At 64.7% G+C, this 16,591-nt stretch carries 17 protein-coding genes; 14 read left to right on the top strand and 3 right to left on the bottom strand.

From position 1 onward, the window contains the following. The first annotated feature begins 86 nt into the window (after positions 1 to 86). The 7 genes from zwf (at position 87) to MSP7336_RS18805 (ending at position 6,207) form a co-directional block, all read left to right on the top strand. Positions 87 to 1,553 (top strand): glucose-6-phosphate dehydrogenase, encoded by a 1,467-nt coding sequence (gene zwf / locus MSP7336_RS18835; protein ID WP_113964319.1) that lies wholly within the window; start codon positions 87 to 89, stop codon positions 1,551 to 1,553. Positions 1,554 to 1,725: 172 nt separating this feature from the next. Continuing rightward, on the top strand, positions 1,726 to 2,922 hold the full coding sequence (locus MSP7336_RS18830; protein ID WP_113964318.1) for an NAD(P)/FAD-dependent oxidoreductase: 1,197 nt from the start codon (positions 1,726 to 1,728) through the stop codon (positions 2,920 to 2,922). Between the two features lie 124 nt (positions 2,923 to 3,046). Further along, positions 3,047 to 3,508 (top strand): GreA/GreB family elongation factor, encoded by a 462-nt coding sequence (locus tag MSP7336_RS18825; RefSeq protein WP_069396438.1) that lies wholly within the window; start codon positions 3,047 to 3,049, stop codon positions 3,506 to 3,508. A 20-nt stretch (positions 3,509 to 3,528) separates the two neighbouring features. Beyond that, complete coding sequence (locus MSP7336_RS18820) at positions 3,529 to 3,996, top strand: GreA/GreB family elongation factor (RefSeq protein WP_113965075.1); 468 nt, start codon at positions 3,529 to 3,531, stop codon at positions 3,994 to 3,996. 44 nt (positions 3,997 to 4,040) lie between these two features. Then, entirely contained in the window at positions 4,041 to 4,469 is a 429-nt protein-coding gene (locus tag MSP7336_RS18815; protein WP_113964317.1) for an STAS domain-containing protein, read from the top strand. 41 nt (positions 4,470 to 4,510) lie between these two features. Next, on the top strand, positions 4,511 to 5,041 hold the full coding sequence (locus MSP7336_RS18810) for a DUF5994 family protein (RefSeq protein ID WP_113964316.1): 531 nt from the start codon (positions 4,511 to 4,513) through the stop codon (positions 5,039 to 5,041). Positions 5,042 to 5,043: 2 nt separating this feature from the next. Next, positions 5,044 to 6,207, top strand: a complete 1,164-nt coding sequence (locus MSP7336_RS18805) for a site-2 protease family protein (protein WP_113964315.1) — start codon at positions 5,044 to 5,046, stop codon at positions 6,205 to 6,207. A gap of 27 nt (positions 6,208 to 6,234) precedes the next feature. On the opposite strand, the gene MSP7336_RS18800 is transcribed toward MSP7336_RS18805, so the two are convergent. After that, complete coding sequence (locus MSP7336_RS18800) at positions 6,235 to 6,981, bottom strand: FadR/GntR family transcriptional regulator (RefSeq protein ID WP_113964314.1); 747 nt, start codon at positions 6,979 to 6,981, stop codon at positions 6,235 to 6,237. A 23-nt stretch (positions 6,982 to 7,004) separates the two neighbouring features. On the opposite strand from MSP7336_RS18800, the gene MSP7336_RS18795 reads away from it, so the two are divergent. Together MSP7336_RS18795 and MSP7336_RS18790 are read left to right on the top strand one after the other, a co-directional pair. Continuing rightward, positions 7,005 to 8,498, top strand: coding sequence for a carotenoid oxygenase family protein (locus MSP7336_RS18795; protein ID WP_220178577.1), 1,494 nt, complete (start codon positions 7,005 to 7,007; stop codon positions 8,496 to 8,498). Beyond that, complete coding sequence (locus MSP7336_RS18790; RefSeq protein WP_113964313.1) at positions 8,495 to 9,649, top strand: acyl-CoA dehydrogenase family protein; 1,155 nt, start codon at positions 8,495 to 8,497, stop codon at positions 9,647 to 9,649. Before MSP7336_RS18795 ends, MSP7336_RS18790 begins: the two co-directional genes overlap by 4 nt. Positions 9,650 to 9,829: 180 nt before the next feature. Here the strand turns inward: MSP7336_RS18790 and MSP7336_RS18780 are convergent, their stop codons facing one another. Next, positions 9,830 to 11,656 (bottom strand): acyl-CoA dehydrogenase, encoded by a 1,827-nt coding sequence (locus tag MSP7336_RS18780; RefSeq protein ID WP_113964312.1) that lies wholly within the window; start codon positions 11,654 to 11,656, stop codon positions 9,830 to 9,832. Positions 11,657 to 11,902: 246 nt separating this feature from the next. On the opposite strand from MSP7336_RS18780, the gene MSP7336_RS18775 reads away from it, so the two are divergent. From MSP7336_RS18775 to MSP7336_RS18755, 5 genes are all read left to right on the top strand, one after another. Further along, a complete protein-coding gene (locus tag MSP7336_RS18775; protein WP_069396445.1) occupies positions 11,903 to 12,721 on the top strand; it encodes an MBL fold metallo-hydrolase in 819 nt (272 codons plus the stop codon). Positions 12,722 to 12,775: 54 nt separating this feature from the next. Further along, on the top strand, positions 12,776 to 13,144 hold the full coding sequence (trxA, locus tag MSP7336_RS18770) for a thioredoxin (protein WP_113964311.1): 369 nt from the start codon (positions 12,776 to 12,778) through the stop codon (positions 13,142 to 13,144). A 23-nt stretch (positions 13,145 to 13,167) separates the two neighbouring features. After that, positions 13,168 to 13,992, top strand: a complete 825-nt coding sequence (locus MSP7336_RS18765) for an enoyl-CoA hydratase (protein WP_181787008.1) — start codon at positions 13,168 to 13,170, stop codon at positions 13,990 to 13,992. Positions 13,993 to 14,022: 30 nt separating this feature from the next. Continuing rightward, positions 14,023 to 15,651, top strand: a complete 1,629-nt coding sequence (locus MSP7336_RS18760) for an ABC-F family ATP-binding cassette domain-containing protein (protein ID WP_113965070.1) — start codon at positions 14,023 to 14,025, stop codon at positions 15,649 to 15,651. Positions 15,652 to 15,740: 89 nt separating this feature from the next. After that, entirely contained in the window at positions 15,741 to 15,935 is a 195-nt protein-coding gene (locus MSP7336_RS18755; RefSeq protein WP_084226475.1) for a helix-turn-helix domain-containing protein, read from the top strand. A gap of 86 nt (positions 15,936 to 16,021) precedes the next feature. Here MSP7336_RS18755 and MSP7336_RS18750 read toward each other — a convergent pair whose 3' ends face one another. Then, complete coding sequence (locus tag MSP7336_RS18750) at positions 16,022 to 16,588, bottom strand: TetR/AcrR family transcriptional regulator (protein ID WP_069396448.1); 567 nt, start codon at positions 16,586 to 16,588, stop codon at positions 16,022 to 16,024. Between the last annotated feature and the right edge of the window lie 3 nt (positions 16,589 to 16,591).

Here is a 16,591-nt window from a genome sequence, read left to right as displayed (position 1 = left end):
CGGCACGCTCGTTTTACGGCCCCGCCGCAGCGGGGATCACTAGCATCGTGGCTGACACCGTGCCATGACGCGCAAGGGGGCCTGGAATGGGCGAGAGGGCTAGCGTGAAGCGAACCCGCACCGAACCGCACGTCGTCGTGTTGGTCGGCGCGACCGGTGATTTGGCCCGTCGCAAACTGATACCCGGCTTATACCATCTGACCTGCTCCAATCTTGCTCCGGAAATCCGGATCGTCGGCACGTCGCTGGACGACATCGACACGGACGCGTTCCGCAAGCTGGCGCACAAGGCTTGCCACGAGTTCTCCAATCGGGGTGTGTCCGGCGACCTCCTCGATGCGTTCGTGAACAAGATGGCCTACGTTCCCCAGGGCGCCGGACCCGACGCGCTGGCGTCGGCCGTGCGTGACCAGATCAATGAACTCGACAGCGAAGGATCGTCGCAGGTCCGCATGCTGCATTACCTGAGCGTGCCGCCCAAGGCCGCCATGGCCGTATTGGAGACGCTGCACCAGGCGGATTTGGTCCAGCACTCCCGGGTGGTCATGGAGAAACCGTTCGGCACCGATTTGGCGAGTGCGCGGGAGCTCAACGCGTCGATTCACAAGCGGTTCGACGAAGAACGGATTTTCCGGATCGACCATTTTCTCGGCAAGGAGCCGGCGCAGAACATTCTGGCATTCCGTTTTGCGAACGGTCTTTTCGAGCCGATCTGGAACCGCAACTTCATCGACCACATCCAGATCGACGTGCCCGAACGGCTCACCTTGGAGGGGCGCGCCCAGTTCTACGAGTCGGTCGGTGCGTTTCGCGACATGGTGGTCACGCACTTGTTCCAGATCCTGGCTTTCGTGGCGATGGAACCACCCACTGAACTCGCCCCCGACGCGATCGGCGAAGAGAAGAACAAGGTGTTCCGCTCGATGTTGCCGCTCGATCCCCGCCAGGTGGTGCGCGGCCAGTACCGCGGCTACCGCGACGAGCCCGGGGTGGCGCCGGATTCGGACACCGAGACGTTCGTCGCGCTCAAATGCGAGATCGACAACTGGCGCTGGGCGGGAGTTCCGTTCTTTTTGCGTACCGGCAAGGGTCTGGCCGAGGGGCAGCGAATCATCTCGATCGCGTTCAACGAACCGCCCAGGAGTATGTTCCCGCCCGGATCCGGCGTGGGACAACTGGGTCCGGATCACCTGACGTTCGACCTCGCCGACGTGTCGAAGATGTCATTGTCGTTCTACGGCAAGCGACCCGGGCCGGGGATGAAGCTGGACAAGCTCAGCCTGCAGTTCACCATGGAAGACAACACCCATGCCGGCGAGGTGCTGGAGGCTTACGAACGGCTCATCCTCGACGCGATGCGCGGCGACCGCACACTGTACAACTCGGCCGAAGGCATCGAACGGCTGTGGGAGATCTCCGAGCCGCTGCTCGAAGACCCGCCGCCGGTACGCAGCTACGACCTCGATTCCTGGGGACCCAACGCCATCCACCAGTTGATCGCCCCACGGGTCTGGCGGCTGCCGTTCGAACGGGTTTGGCGCGGCAAAACTTAGAATCTGGTCAGCGGCAGCGACCGAGACCGCAGCCGGCGCTGAATCAGCAGGCTGACCATTGTCGGAGCGCGACAATGGGCCTGCCCCGGGTTATCCGGTTCGGGCAAGCGCATTTGCACCCCTTCACCGCAGGATGGGATTAGTAACCCAGATTCAACTGCGGAGGTGTGTGATGGCCGGCGTCGAGCGTATCGACGGCGGACCCCGATCGGCGATCGTTGTCGGTGCGGGCATCGTCGGATTGTCGACCGCGTGGTTCTTGCAGGACCGCGGGGTCGAAGTCACGGTGGTGGACCGCATTGGCGTGGCCGCCGGTGCTTCTGCGGGCAACGGCGGGTGGATCGCCCCCGGCCTGACCCTTCCGCTGAACATGCCGGGTGCTCTACGTCACGGGCTGAGCAGGCTTCTAGCAGATTCTGGACGGACGTCGTGGCGGCGGGCGATGCGAACCAGCGTGAGCCTCAACGAAGACTGCATCGAAGCCTTCGACGTACTCATCGCCCATGGGATCGACGTGCCGGTGACCGACGCGCCGATCACGGCGGTGTTTCGCAGTACCGCTGAGGCCGAGCGCATGCTGTGGCAACTACGCGAGCTGGAAAATGCCGGCCAGGCGATGTATCTGACCGGATTGTCGGGCGAGGCGCTACGGGAGCAAGTGCCCCTGGCGTCGCCCGCGATCACCGCCGGACTGAACATCAACTGTCAGCGCTTCGTCGACCCGCGCCGATTCGTGGAGGCCCTGGGCCGCTGTGTGGTGGAACGTGGGGCGACGATGCGCCGATTGGAAATCAGCGAGGTGGTTGGTTCGGGCAGCGACGTCACCGTCCGCTCGGGCAATACGACGTTGTCCGCTGATGCCGCGGTAGTCGCCACCGGTGCAGCGTTGTCCGCGCTGGCGGGCCGCTGGCTGCGCGTACCGGTGCAGGCGGCTTGCGGCTACTCGTTTCGCGTGCCCGTTGACCGCCCGATGCCCAGCCCGATCTACCTGCCGGACCGCCGGGTGGCATGCACCCCTGACCCAGGCTCGATGCGTGTTTCCGGCACGCTGGAACTTTGCGATCGCCACAAGCCGGCGATACCACAACGCCTGGAAGCGATTATCGGCTCGGTCAGTCCGTTGCTCGATGGAGCACGCTGGGCCGAGCGCAGCGACCTGTGGGCGGGCGCGTACTCGGTCACTCCCGACGGCCGCCCGGTGATCGGCGAGGTATCGCCAGGCATCTATGTGGCTGGCGGTCATGGCATGTGGGGGCTGGCACACGGACCGGTGACTGGTCGGCTGTTGGCCGAACAGATCACCACCGGAAAGCAGCCGCCGGCACTCGCCGACGTCGATCCGCTGCGCACGATCAGCCGCTGGCATTAACGGAACGCGCAAACCTAAAGCCGCAGCGCGAATCTCGCCCACCGGGGTGGGCTGACCTGTCAGGCGCGGTTGCGCCAGCCCGTCCTGGCGGCATTGCTCTTGATACGAAAGGACGCCGAGCACAATGACCAGTACCGAACAACGAATGACACGAGCGCAGTACATGCGGCTGCAGAACGAGCTGGCCGCACTGCGCTCGCGACGCAGTATTGAAGTTTCCGACGACTTCAGGGATTACGACGCGAATCTTTTGGCGCGCCACTCAGTGCGACAAACCCGCATGCGCGAGATTCAAGATCTGCTCGCCGGCGCCGTCGTGGACGGCGAACCCGTCAGCGAGCACATCGCCGAACCGGGCATGGTTTTGACCATTCGCTACGACGACACCGGCGAAACGGAAACGTTTCTGCTCGGTAGGCGCGGTGCCGAAGACGCCGGCATGACCGTTTACTCGATGGCGTCGCCATTGGGTCGCGCGATCGCTGGTGCGCGTCCCGGCGAGCAGCGCATCTACGCGATCCCTCAGGAGACAGGGCAACTCGTGACGCTGCTGGCCGCCGTGCCGTACAAGGCGTCAGCTTGTTGAAAATGAGCGAAAGGAAAAACATGACGAGTATGCAAGGCGTGTGGATTTCGCCGCAGGCATACGAGCGTTTGCAAAGGGAACTGGCCACCCTGCGTGCGCTGTGCGCGAGCGGAACGGCCAATGGCGACAGTGACGAAAACGCCGCCGCCATCCAACGCGGTTGGCGGACGCGGATTCAACAGATCCATGACGTGTTGGCGAACGCCGTTGTCGGCGAGGATCCGCCCGACGACGGGATCGCCGAACCCGGCATGGTTTTGACGATCCGTTACGACGACACCGGCGAGACGGAAACCTTCCTGCTTGGTGTGCGCGGCGCCGAATACGGCGACATCGAGGTCTATTCCATCGAGTCTCCGCTCGGCGCCGCCATCGCAGGCGCGCGCCCCGGCGAGCGGCGTACCTACACCGCGCCCAGCGGCGCCAAGCTAACCGTCACGCTGCTCAAAGCCGTACCCTATGGCATTCACGCGACTGACTTGTACTAACGGCGGAATCGGCACGAACACGAGTAATTTCGAGGTTGCACAAGATGTCTAGCACTAGCAAGCACGTGGTTGCGCAGAATCGGCATACGGAAAACGATCACTCCGGCATGTCGCTGCACACGCATTTCCAGCCGGGCGCGACGATTGTTCAAGTTCGGGGAGCGGTGGAAGGCTACGACGCTCGCCGGCTGAGTGATTACGTCAGTGAGGTGGCCAGTTCCTCCCGGCCCCTGATCCTTGACCTTCGACGCGTGGATTTCTTCACCGGCGAAGGCTTCCGCACGCTGATCGGGATCGCCGAACGGTGCCGGCTGTCCGGAGTGCGGTGGGCGCTGGTGTCCAGTGACGCGATCGACCGACTCCTGCGAACCATCGACAGCAGCTATCGACTGCCCATCGCCCCTTCGGTGGAGGAGGCCTTGCAGCAGTTGACATCTGCGGACCCCGCATGGTCTCCACCCCATCGGGTGTAAACCTCGCGCGAAAAACATCGAAGACGTCAGAAAGGCAGAACATGACCATGACCATTGAATACGTCGACACCGCAGCAACACAGCGGCCAGCGCTTGCTGCGCTGCGGTTACGGTTGAAACCCGCGCATCGCTCGTGCGGTTATGTGCAAGGAGCCTGGTGGCCACGCTCAACAAGGCTTGCCGGCGAACTCCCGTCCCTGCTGGAGGCGCTCTCGCTACGGTTCGGCATGATTGATCGCATTCGCTACCACGAAAATGATTGGCCGCCCACGCCGCCAAGCATCAAGCATCGTGGTGCTGACGTGATTCTAGACGCCAGCCAAGAATCGCCGAATGTCATAACGGCGTTCGGTAGGGAATTCGGGAAGTTGGCTCTGCTGGTGATACCCCCACGCACGGATGCCGCCGACGCGCACGCCGCGATGTCCGCCGCTTCCAACAGCGGCGATGCCTCCACGCCCGACCAGCTACTTGGCCTCGACCACCACATCGGCAAGGATCGCCGCCACGCGCTTAGTGCATTACAGCGCTGGGAATCCGACAGTAGGGCTCTCCGAGCTGCGAAGGGATAACGATGACGCCGACACTGAAATTGGGCCGCATAGCCGGGGTAGCGGTCGGTGTGCACTGGAGCGTGCTTGCGATCGTAGTGCTGGTGGTCGCCGGTTTGTCGACGCACTTCAGCGGGATCGCCCCGGGATATCCCTGGGTCGCATATCTGCTGGCCGCGGTGGTGGCCGCGATCCTGTTCGTGCTGTCGCTGCTGGCCCACGAAATGGCACACGCGGTCGTGGCACAACGCAATGGCGTCGCGGTGGAGGGTATTACGTTGTGGCTGCTCGGCGGCGTCGCTCGGTTGCGCGGTGAAGCCCGAACTCCCGGGGCTGATTTCCGCATTTCGGTGATTGGTCCCGTCGCCAGCCTGCTGGCGGCCGCAGTGTTCGGCGCGGCGGCGTGGCTTGCCGAGCTGGCAGACATGAACACCCTGATTGTTGCGGTGCCCCGCTATCTGGCCGCAATCAATGTGGTGCTCGCGGCGTTCAACACGATTCCCGCAGCCCCGCTTGACGGGGGTCGGATCCTGCGCGCTGTGGTATGGGCATGGCGGCGCGATCGCCTCAGCGCGACCGTGGTGGCGGCTCGGGCGGGCAGGTTCTTCGGGTTCACGTTGATCGCGCTGGGACTCCTGCAGGCGATGGGTGGGCTCGGTGGCGGCGTGTGGTGGATTTTGCTCGGTCTGTTCGTCGTCACCATGGCCAGCGCAGAAGAGCGGCATGCCCGGATAAGCACGGCGCTGGGCGGCGTACGTGTCCGAGACATCATGACTGCGAATCCTGAAACGGCACACGCAGACACAACAGTGTCCGAGTTCCTGCGCGACATCGCGCTGCTGCGGCGGCATTCCGCATTCCCACTCGTCGACCATTTCGGGCGGCTCCAAGGCCTGGTCACCCTCAACCGGATCCGAGCCGTCCCGCCCGAGCAGCGCGCGAGCACGCTACTGCGCGATGTGGCCTGCCCGGCGGATGAGGTCCCACAGGCATCGCCCGACGAATTGCTTTCCGCGCTGCTTCCTCGCCTCAAAGGATGCGCTGACGGACGTGCGGTGGTAGTCGACCACGGGGTAATGGTCGGTATCGTCTCGCCCAGCGACATCAGCCGCGCCGCGGCCCTGCACGGTCTGGGTGTGCAGTTTGGCGCGGGCGGCGCCGACATCTCCGAAACGACGTCTCGGTAAGGCGGCTATGCGGCCGTACAAATGCCGTTAACGCCACGGCAGGTCGCTGTCCTGGCCGCTCCAGCGCGACGGAGGAATCATCGGCGCTCCAAGCAATCCGGAATCCTCCACGTGCTGGAGCGCCGCGTCGAGGTGTTGACGCATCCGCCGCTCGGATTTCTGTGCGTCTTGCGCCACGATCGCGGCGGCGATCGCGCGATGCGATCTGGCCGCTTCCTCGCGGTCGTACTGCGTGATGTTCTGCTCGGCTGCCGCCCAACGCACGGCATGCTCAACTGCCGCTAAAACTGTTGTCAGGATGGGATTTCCGCTAGCTTTCACCAGCAATTCGTGGAATTCGTGGTAGCCGGTTCCGTCCGGCGCGATACCGCGCTCGGCGACCTCGGAGATGGCCGACTTCTCAGCAGCGGTGCCGTGCTCGGCGACGTACGCGGCGGCAGCCGGCTCGAGCATTTTCCGGAATGTGAGCAGGTCCCCCCAGGTCGCCCCGGTCAGCGTCAACATCTGCACAAGCGATCGCGCGACCCGCTCGGGTTCGGGATGGCGGATACGCACGCCGCTACGTCCCTGGCTGGTCGTGGTGAGCCCCTCGGCGTCCAGCAAACGCAGCGCGAGGCGGACGGTCTCGCGGCTGACACCGAGCGCCTTGATCAGCTCCGCTTCGGTGGGCAGCGAATCACCCGGTGCCAATTCTCCGGACAGAATCCGGCGGCGCAGAGTGGCGGCCACGACGTCGTGCGCGCGGGACGGCCGGGCAGCTCTTGTCCTCGTCACGCAACTTAGTATACTAAGCAGCCATGGTCAGGGTGCCCGATGCCGCGGTACTCACCGGCGCGTTTCGGCCGATGCGGTTCGAGGCGACGGTCGAAGACTGCGTGACCACATTCGGCGAGATTCCGAAGGATCTGTCCGGCGGGTTCTACCGGGTTGGCCCGACGTTCAAACGGCCCACCAGGCAGGGCGGTAACGGTCTGCTCGCGATGGACGGCATGGTGCAGGGCCTGACGTTCGACGACGGGCGCGCCGATTTCCGCAATCGTTGGATCCGTACACCCAAGTACTTACTCGAAGATCGACACCACCGCGGCATGTTCTGCTGGACGGACGGCGAGTGGACCGACTGGCGCAACATCGGTTTCGGCGCGGCGGTACGGGACGGGACGACGCGGGGAATACCGCAGGGCACCAACAACATCAACTGCTTTCCGTTCGCCGGAGAAATTCTGGCTTCGGGTGAACAGGGCAGCCCGCCGGTTGCGCTGGACCCGATCTCTTTGGAGACGCGCGGTGTCGTCCCGTGGTCGCCGCAGCTTTCTCGCGGCATCTTCGATCGGGCCGGCTATGGCGATGGCGCGTTCACCGCACACCCGAAGTGGGACAACGCCAGTGGCACGCTCTACGGCTGGGCCTACAGCAACCGCAAGCCGTATGTGACCGTGCACGTGGTGCAACCCGACGGCACCGTCGCCTCCCGCGAGTTATGGGATGCGCCCTATTCGTCGGAGGTCCACGACATGTGGCTGACCCCGGACTGGATGGTGCTGCCCTTCCAGGGCTTTGTGTTCGACCCGGATCGCATCGAGCGCGGTCTGTCAGTGCACGGGTGGGATCCGCAGTTGCCGACCATGTTGGCGCTGGTGCCGCGCAACGACGTCGCGCGCGGCGAAATCAGATGGATCACCGCAGATATCGAGCCGCAGTACATGATGCATACTTTGGCGGCCGACGTCACGGGCAACACACTGACCCTGGACGCGCCGGTCTTCGAGCGGCCACCGTTCCCGCTCGACATCGACGGGTTCGAGGGTGAGGATGTCTCGCTGTTTTTCAATCTGGCCCGTAGCACGCTCGGTCGCTGGACGGTTGACTTGGCCACCGGCACCGTGAAATCCGAACTGCTCGACGACCGTCCATGCGAGCTGCCCAAAGTGGACGAACGGTTCTACGGGCGGGGACACCGCTGGGGATACCTCATCGGCGGCGACGCCAAAGGCAACGGTATGCGTATGCACAGCCTGGTCGTACGTGATCTGGGTACCGGCGCGGAGCAGGAGTACCGGCTGCGTCATGAGCGCCCAGCGATGGTGATGGAGCCGACTTTCGTCCCGCGCACCCCCGATGCCCCGGAGGGCGACGGCTACCTGATGGTACCGGAATCGCGGTGGAGCGAGAACCTGGGTGAGTACGTCATTTTCGATACCTGTGACATCTCCGGCGGACCGATCTGCCGCATCGAGATCCCGTTTTTGCTGGGCTTCACCCCGCACGGGCACTGGATGGATTTCCGATGACCGCTGTGCTATCCGCGGTCGAGGAGAGTGAGCTGCGGGCCTCGGTGCATGGCATCGTTGCCGAATTCGGTAACGACTACTTCACCCACTGCAGCGAAACTCTGCGCCATCCCACCGAATTGTGGGACGCGCTGGCCGCCGGAGGATTTGTCGGCGTGAACCTCCCGGAGGAATACGGCGGTGGGGGGATGGGACTGTCCGCGATGAACGTCGTCGCCGAAGAAGCCGCCGCGGCGGGCTGCCCGCAGATTATGCTGATGATCTCGCCCGGCATCGTGGGTAGCCTGCTTGCCCGCCATGCCACCCACGAACAGAAACAGCGGTGGCTGGCGCCGATGGCCGCCGGAACACGAAAGATCGCGTTTGCGATCACCGAACCGGACGCCGGCTCCAATTCGCACCAGCTGGCCACCACCGCCCGCCGCGAGGGTGACAAGTACTACATCACGGGGCAGAAAACTTTCATCACCGCCGCCGATCAGGCCGATGCGCTGCTTGTGGTCACCCGCACCGGAACCGACGCGCGGGGTCGTGCTCAACTGTCGTTATTTCTCGTCGACCGGGACGCGCCCGGTGTAGACATGCACCGCATTCCGATGACGTTCGAGATCACCGACAAGTCATTCACAGTGTTCTTCGACAACGTGGCCGTCCCGGCGGAGAGGCTCGTGGGCGGCGAAGGCGACGGCCTGCGCGTCGCATTCGACGGGATGAACCCCGAGCGGGTGATCATCGCGGCGATCTGTAACGGTGTCAGCCGCTACGCGCTGGACAAAGCGGTGAGCTACGCCCGCGAGCGTCAGGTGTGGCGGGTGCCGATCGGCGCGCATCAGGGTGTGGCGCATCCGTTGGCCGAAGCCAAGATCGCGCTGGAGGCGGCGCGACTGATGACTCGGCATGCGGCCGCGAGCTACGACGCGGGCGCAGAAGCGGGCCAAGCCAGCAACATGGCCAAGTTCCTGGCGGCCGACGCGGCCATCCGCTGTGTCGACCAAGCCATCGAAGTGCACGGCGGCAGCGGCTTCACCCGTGAGGTGGCGCTGGCCAACATGTACGAGTTCGTGCGGCTGTTCAAAACGGTGCCGATCACCCGCGAAATGATCCTCAACCATGTCGCCCAACACAGCCTCGGACTGCCGAGGTCGTATTGACGGCTGGGCTGTCGCGCGGCGACCCGCTGCGCCCGGCTTTGCCGCGCTTGCGATCGCCGCTGGGCTGTCGCGCGGCGACCCGCTGCGCCCGGCTTTGCCGCGCTTGCGATCGCCGCTGGGCTGTCGCGCGGCGACCCGCTGCGCCCGGCTTTGCCGCGCTTGCGATCGCCGCTGGGCGAATCAGAACGCGGCCTCGGGCACAGCCATGATGTCGTCGTCGAGGGACTCGATGATTTGGCGCAGCGACGTCAACTTCGGAAGCATGTTCGTCGCGAAGAATTTCGCAACGGCGATCTTGCCCCGATAAAAGGCTTCGTCGTCCGGCGCGCTCGCCAGGGCGGCGGCGGCCACATTGGCGTGCACGAGCAGCTGCCAACCGATCAGCAAGTCGCCGACGGCGAGCAGGAACCGCACCGAGGCGAGCCCAACCTTGTAGATCTCGCTGGGCTGTTCGCCCGCCGCCATCAAATAGCCGGTCAACGTGGCCGTCATCGCCTTGACGTCGTCGAGGGCGGTGGCCAGCCGGTCGGCGAGCGGACGCAAGGACGCCTCGCAGGTCTCGATAGTGCGGCTGACCTGAGACGCGACATGTTCGAGGGCCTGCCCCCGGTCGCGAATGATCTTGCGGAAGAAGAAGTCCAGCGCCTGAATGGCAGTGGTGCCCTCGTATAGCGAGTCGATCTTGGCGTCGCGGATGTACTGCTCGATCGGGTAGTCCTGCAGGAAGCCGGATCCGCCGAGCGTCTGCAGCGACTCGGTCAAGATCTCGTAGGCCCGTTCCGAGCTCACGCCCTTGACCACCGGCAGCAGCAGATCGTTGACACGGTGTGCCATCTCGGGGTCCGCTCCCGAAACCTGGTGTGCCAACGCATCGTCCTGGTGCGCGCCGGTATACATGTAGAGCGCGCGCAGCCCCTCGGCATAGGCCTTCTGGGTCATCAGGCTGCGACGCACATCGGGGTGGTGGATGATCGTGACCCGCGGTGCGGTCTTGTCAGTCATCTGGCTCAAATCCGCGCCCTGTACCCGTTCCTTGGCGAACGTCAGCGCGTTGAGATAACCGGTGGACAACGTCCCGGTTGCCTTGACGCCCACCGTCATGCGAGCGTTCTCGATCACGGTGAACATCTGCGCGATCCCGTTGTGCGTGTCGCCCACCAAATAGCCGACGGCGGGAATGCCGTGGGCACCGAACGTCAACTCGCACGTCGGAGAGGACTTCAGTCCCATCTTGTGTTCCAGTCCGGTGGCGAAAACACCGTTGCGAGAACCGAGTTCAAAGGTTTCCGGGTCGAAAAGGTACTTCGGGACGTAGAACAGGCTCAGTCCTTTGGTGCCCGGGCCGGCGCCCTCGGGCCGGGCCAGCACCAGATGGAAGATGTTTTCCGCGGTTTCGCCGACATCACCACCGGAGATGAAGCGCTTGACGCCTTCGATGTGCCACGTGCCGTCCGGTTGAGCGATGGCCTTGGCGCGTCCCGCTCCGACATCGGAGCCGGCGTCGGCCTCGGTCAATACCATGGTGGCCGCCCAGCCTCTTTCGAGTCCCACCGCCGCCCAGCGCTTTTGTTCCTCGGTGCCCTCCACAAACAGCGCGTTGGCCATCGCCGGACCCATGAGGTAGAAGAATCCCGCCGACGGATTGGCCGAGAGCAGCATCTCGTTGATGGCCCAGGCGACCGGGGCCGGGGCTGCAACACCGCCGATCTCTTCGGCGATGCCTACGCGCCACCACTCGGCGTCCTTGACAGCCTGCACCGACTTGGCCAGCTCGGCCGGCACGTCGATGGTGTGCCGGTCCGGATCGAAGACCGGCGGGTTGCGATCGGCCTCGGCGAACGATTCGGCGACCGGTCCCTCGGCCAACCGGGCGACTTCGTCGAGCATCGTGCGAACCGTGTCGACGTCGAGGTCGTGATAGCGGCCGGAGCCCAGGACCTCGGTGATATTGAGAACCTCGAACAGATTGAACGCAAGATCGCGCACATTAGCGATGTAGTGCCCCACCGGTTTTCGCCTCCTCGCTACACCCCAGGTGAACTCGAAGGGCAGTGTGTCGGAGGCGCGATCAGGTACGCAACCGTAACCTACGCCGACGCAACCGTAACCTACGGTGACGCAACCGTAGGGTCCAAGGTCAACGGCAGTCTGTGATCGCGATCACCATGCGAGAACCGCTATCCGCCAGTTATTTTCAGGTGCCTCGAGGTCGCGGCAGCGAAGCCGGTAACCAAAGGCAATAGAGTTGGAGCCATGTTCTGGTTGTGCAGGACTTGCGGCGTCGAACACGCCAGGCAAACCAGCGTCTGCGCGATCTGCGCCGATGAACGGCAATGGGTTCCGCGCGAGGGTCAGCAATGGGCGACGCTCGAGCAGCTCGCCGACGAGGGGATGCGCTCGCACATCACGGCTATCGAGGACGGTCTGATCGGGATCGGCAGTTCGCCTGCATTCGGAATCGGGCAGCTGGGCAAGTTGGTGTGCGGCGACGGTGGCAACGTGCTGTGGGACCCGTCCGGTTTCGTCGACGACGCGGCAGTGGCAGCCATCCAAGAGCAGGGCCCGGTTGTCGCGATCGTGGCCAGCCATCCGCACATGTTCGGCGCCCAAGTGGAGTGGAGTCGACGGCTCGGTGGGGTGCCGGTGTATGTGAACGCCGCGGACGCCGAGTGGGTGATGCGTCCCGACCCGGTGATCCAGCAGTGGTCAGAGGCCCTGCAGCTCACCCCGACGCTATCGGTGGTCCGCATCGGCGGGCACTTTCCGGGCAGCGCAGTCGCCTGCTGGAGCGCCGGTGCCGACGGCCGCGGGGTGCTGTTGGTCGGCGACACCATATTTCCCAACCCGGACCGGCGCACGGTCGGGTTCTTGCGCAGCTACCCCAACCTGCTGCCGCTGTCCGGTGCGGTCGTGCAGCGCATGGCCGCCTCGCTGGGAAAGCTCCGGTTCGACCGCATCTATGGTCTGTTCACCAACTCCATCGACAGCGACGGCCAAGCCGCGGTCCAGCGGTCGGCGGCTCGCCACGCCGCATGGGTCCGCGGTGACTACGACCATTTGACGACCATTTGACCTAGTCAGGGACACGCCGGGAACACAGCGGCTGCGCACGGCGTTGGGCTGGAGGTGACTACCCGAGACCTCACTGCTGAGCAGTTCAACGACACCATCAACGACAACGACATCGTGCTGGTCGACTTCTGGGCATCCTGGTGCGGCCCGTGCAAGGCGTTCGCGCCGACATTCGCCGCGGCGTCGGAGAAACATCCCGACGTAGTGTTCGCCAAGGTTGACACCGAGGCTGAGCAGGGCCTGGCCGCGGCGGCCAACATCCGTTCCATCCCGACGCTGATGGCCTTCAAGAAGGGCAAGCTGGTGTTCAACCAGGCCGGCGCCTTGCCGCCGCCCGCTTTGGAGGAACTGGTGCAGAAGGTCAAGGACTTCGACATCGACGCCGCGATCGCGGCACAACAGGCCCAGGACGACCAGGGCTAAGCAGGACATATTCGCCGCACGCGATAGCGTGCAAGTCCGTGAGCTACGTATTAGTTGAGCATCCCCGGCCGTCGGTCGCGCTGATCACCCTCAACCGGCCGGAACGGATGAACTCGATGGCGTTCGACGTCATGGTGCCGCTCAAGGCGGCGCTGGAAGAGATCACCTACGACAACGCGGTTAGGGTCGTCGTTTTGACCGGGGCGGGTCGCGGGTTCTCGTCGGGCGCCGACCACAAGTCCGCGGGTGCGGTGCCGCACGTCGAGGGGCTGACCCGGCCGACCTACGCATTGCGCTCGATGGAACTGCTCGACGACGTCATCTTGGCGCTGCGTCGCTTGCATCAACCGGTGATCGCAGCGGTCAACGGCGCGGCGATCGGGGGTGGATTGTGTCTGGCGTTGGCAGCCGACATCCGCGTCGCATCGTCCGGCGCGTACTTCCGTGCCGCCGGCATCAACAACGGGCTGACCGCCAGTGAGCTTGGTTTGAGCTACCTGCTGCCGCGGGCGATCGGCTCGTCGCGAGCGTTTGAGCTCATGCTCACCGGCCGCGACGTCGATGCCGAGGAGGCCGAGCGGATCGGTTTGGTATCGCGCCGGGTGCCTGACGACCAACTCCTGGAAACCTGCTACGAGATGGCCGAGCGGATCGCCGCATTCTCGCGGCCGGGAATCGAGTTGACCAAACGCACACTGTGGAGTGGACTGGACGCCGCTAGCCTGGAAGGGCATATGCAGGCCGAGGGCCTGGGACAGTTGTTTGTTCGTCTGCTCACTGCCAACTTCGAGGAAGCGGTTGCTGCGCGCGCGGAGAAACGACCTCCGGTGTTCACCGACGACAAGTAATCCACCGACAACCGAACTAGGAGAGTGACCGTGATCACGGCAACGGACCTCGAGGTCCGCGCTGGCGCACGCACGCTGCTCTCCGCGGACGGACCGGCACTGCGCGTGCAGCCCGGCGACCGCATCGGGTTGGTTGGACGCAACGGCGCCGGCAAAACCACCACACTGCGGATTCTTGCCGGCGAGAGCGAGCCGTATGCCGGCTCGGTGACCCGCACCGGCGAAATCGGTTACCTGCCGCAGGATCCCAAAGAGGGCGACCTCGATGTGCTCGCCCGCGACCGAGTGCTGTCGGCGCGCGGGCTCGACACACTGCTCACCGAATTGGAAAAGCAGCAGGCGTTGATGGCCGAGGTCGTCGACGACACCGAACGTGACCGCGCCGTCCGCCGCTACGGTCAGCTCGAAGAGCGCTTCGCCGCATTGGGCGGCTACAGTGCCGAGAGCGAAGCGGGCCGCATCTGCGCGAGTCTTGGCCTGCCCGAACGGGTTTTGACCCAGCCACTGCGCACCTTGTCGGGCGGTCAACGGCGTCGGGTCGAGCTCTCACGCATCCTGTTCGCCGCGTCCGATACCGGAGCCGGCTCGGCCACCACGTTGCTACTCGACGAGCCGACCAACCACCTCGACGCCGACTCGCTTGGCTGGCTTCGGGACTTCCTGCGCAACCACGCCGGCGGGCTGGTCGTGATCAGCCACAACGTCGAGCTGCTGGCTGATGTGGTTAACCGGGTGTGGTTCCTCGACGCGGTGCGCGGCGAGGTTGACGTCTACAACATGGGTTGGCAGAAGTACCTCGACGCTCGCGCCACCGACGAGCAACGGCGTCGCCGGGAACGCGCCAACGCCGAGCGCAAGGCCGCCGCTTTGCGTTCTCAAGCGGCCAAGCTGGGCGCCAAGGCCACCAAAGCCGTTGCGGCGCAGAACATGTTGCGTCGTGCCGATCGAATGATGGCCGCGCTCGACGAGGAACGAGTAGCCGACAAAGTGGCCCGGATCAAATTCCCCACGCCAGCGCCTTGCGGGCGCACACCGCTGATGGTCAAGGGACTGACAAAGACCTACGGCTCGCTGGAAGTGTTCACCGGCGTCGACTTGGCGATCGATCGCGGCTCGCGAGTGGTGGTGCTCGGACTCAACGGGGCCGGCAAGACGACCTTGCTGCGGCTGCTGGCCGGCGTCGAACAACCTGACGCCGGGCGCATGGAACCCGGACACGGTTTGAAGATCGGGTATTTCGCGCAGGAGCACGACACGCTTGACGATGCCGAGACGGTGTGGCGCAACATCCGCCACGCGGCGCCCGATTCCGCCGAACAGGATCTGCGCGGCCTGCTCGGTGCGTTCATGTTCAGCGGACCACAACTTGATCAGTTGGCCGGCACCCTGTCGGGGGGCGAGAAGACCCGGTTGGCGCTGGCCGGCTTGGTGGCATCCGCCGCGAACGTGTTACTGCTCGATGAGCCCACCAATAATCTGGATCCGGCATCTCGCGAGCAGGTGCTCGACGCGTTGCGCAGTTACACCGGAGCGGTGGTGCTGGTGACGCACGATCCGGGCGCAGCCGAGGCGCTCGACCCGCAACGCGTGGTGCTCTTGCCAGACGGCACCGAAGACCATTGGTCTGACGAGTATCGGGACCTGATCGAATTAGCTTGACCGAGATTTTTCAAATCGGTCCGGCGATGACGGTCGCTTCTTACGCTAGGCGGGTGGGGTTCCGTTCGCAGTGAATCGGGGAGGCACCGATTATGAAATCGAAGCAGTCACGCGAGCAGTTGATAGATGAATTGCGCAGCGCGTACGAGGGGGGCGCCAGCATCCGCAAACTGGTGGCATCTACCGGCAGGTCGTACGGGTCGATCCACAGCATGCTGCGCGAGTCAGGTACTCCGATGCGCAGCCGCGGCGGGCCCAATCACCGGACCCGCTCGCCCCGCTAACGCACCGCATTTTCCCGCACCTTCGCGCGCCACGCCGACGTCGAACACGATTCTGCGCACGCTCGCGGGGGAACTACTCGCGGCACCTATGAGCCTTGTCGCACCGAGGCTTCAACCAGATCCAGCGCCGCGGCCAGCCGTTGCGGATCTTCGCCGGACGCGAGTCGGGCCACCAGCCCGTCGAGAACCAAGTCCAGATAGCACTGCAGCACGTCGCTGGGCACGTCGTCGCGCACCCGCCCCGCCTGTTTCTGGCGGCGTAGCCGATCGGTGGTGGCCGCCGACAGCTCCGCGGAACGCTCCGCCCATCCGCGGCTGAACGCCGGGTCATTGCGCAGCTTGCGTGCGATCTCCAAACGGGTGGCGAGCCAATCGAACTGGTCGGGCGCGGCGAGCATGTCGCGCATCACCTGAATCAGGCCTTCCCGCGACGCGACCGCGGCCATTCGCTCGGCATCCTCACGGGCCAGCTCGAAAAACAGGGTGTCCTTGTCGCGGAAGTGATGGAAGATCGCGCCTCGCGACAAACCGATGGTCTGCTCGAGCCGACGCACCGTCGCCTTGTCATAGCCGTACTCGGCGAAGCAGCGCCGGGCGCCGTCGAGAATCTGACGGCGCCGCGCCGCCAGATGGTCCTGACTGACCTTGGGCACGCT

The sequence above is a fragment of the Mycobacterium shimoidei genome (assembly GCF_900417275.1).
GTDB lineage: Bacteria > Actinomycetota > Actinomycetes > Mycobacteriales > Mycobacteriaceae > Mycobacterium > Mycobacterium shimoidei.
Note: the sequence above shows the minus strand (reverse complement) of the source record. Positions and strands in the feature narration are given on the sequence as shown.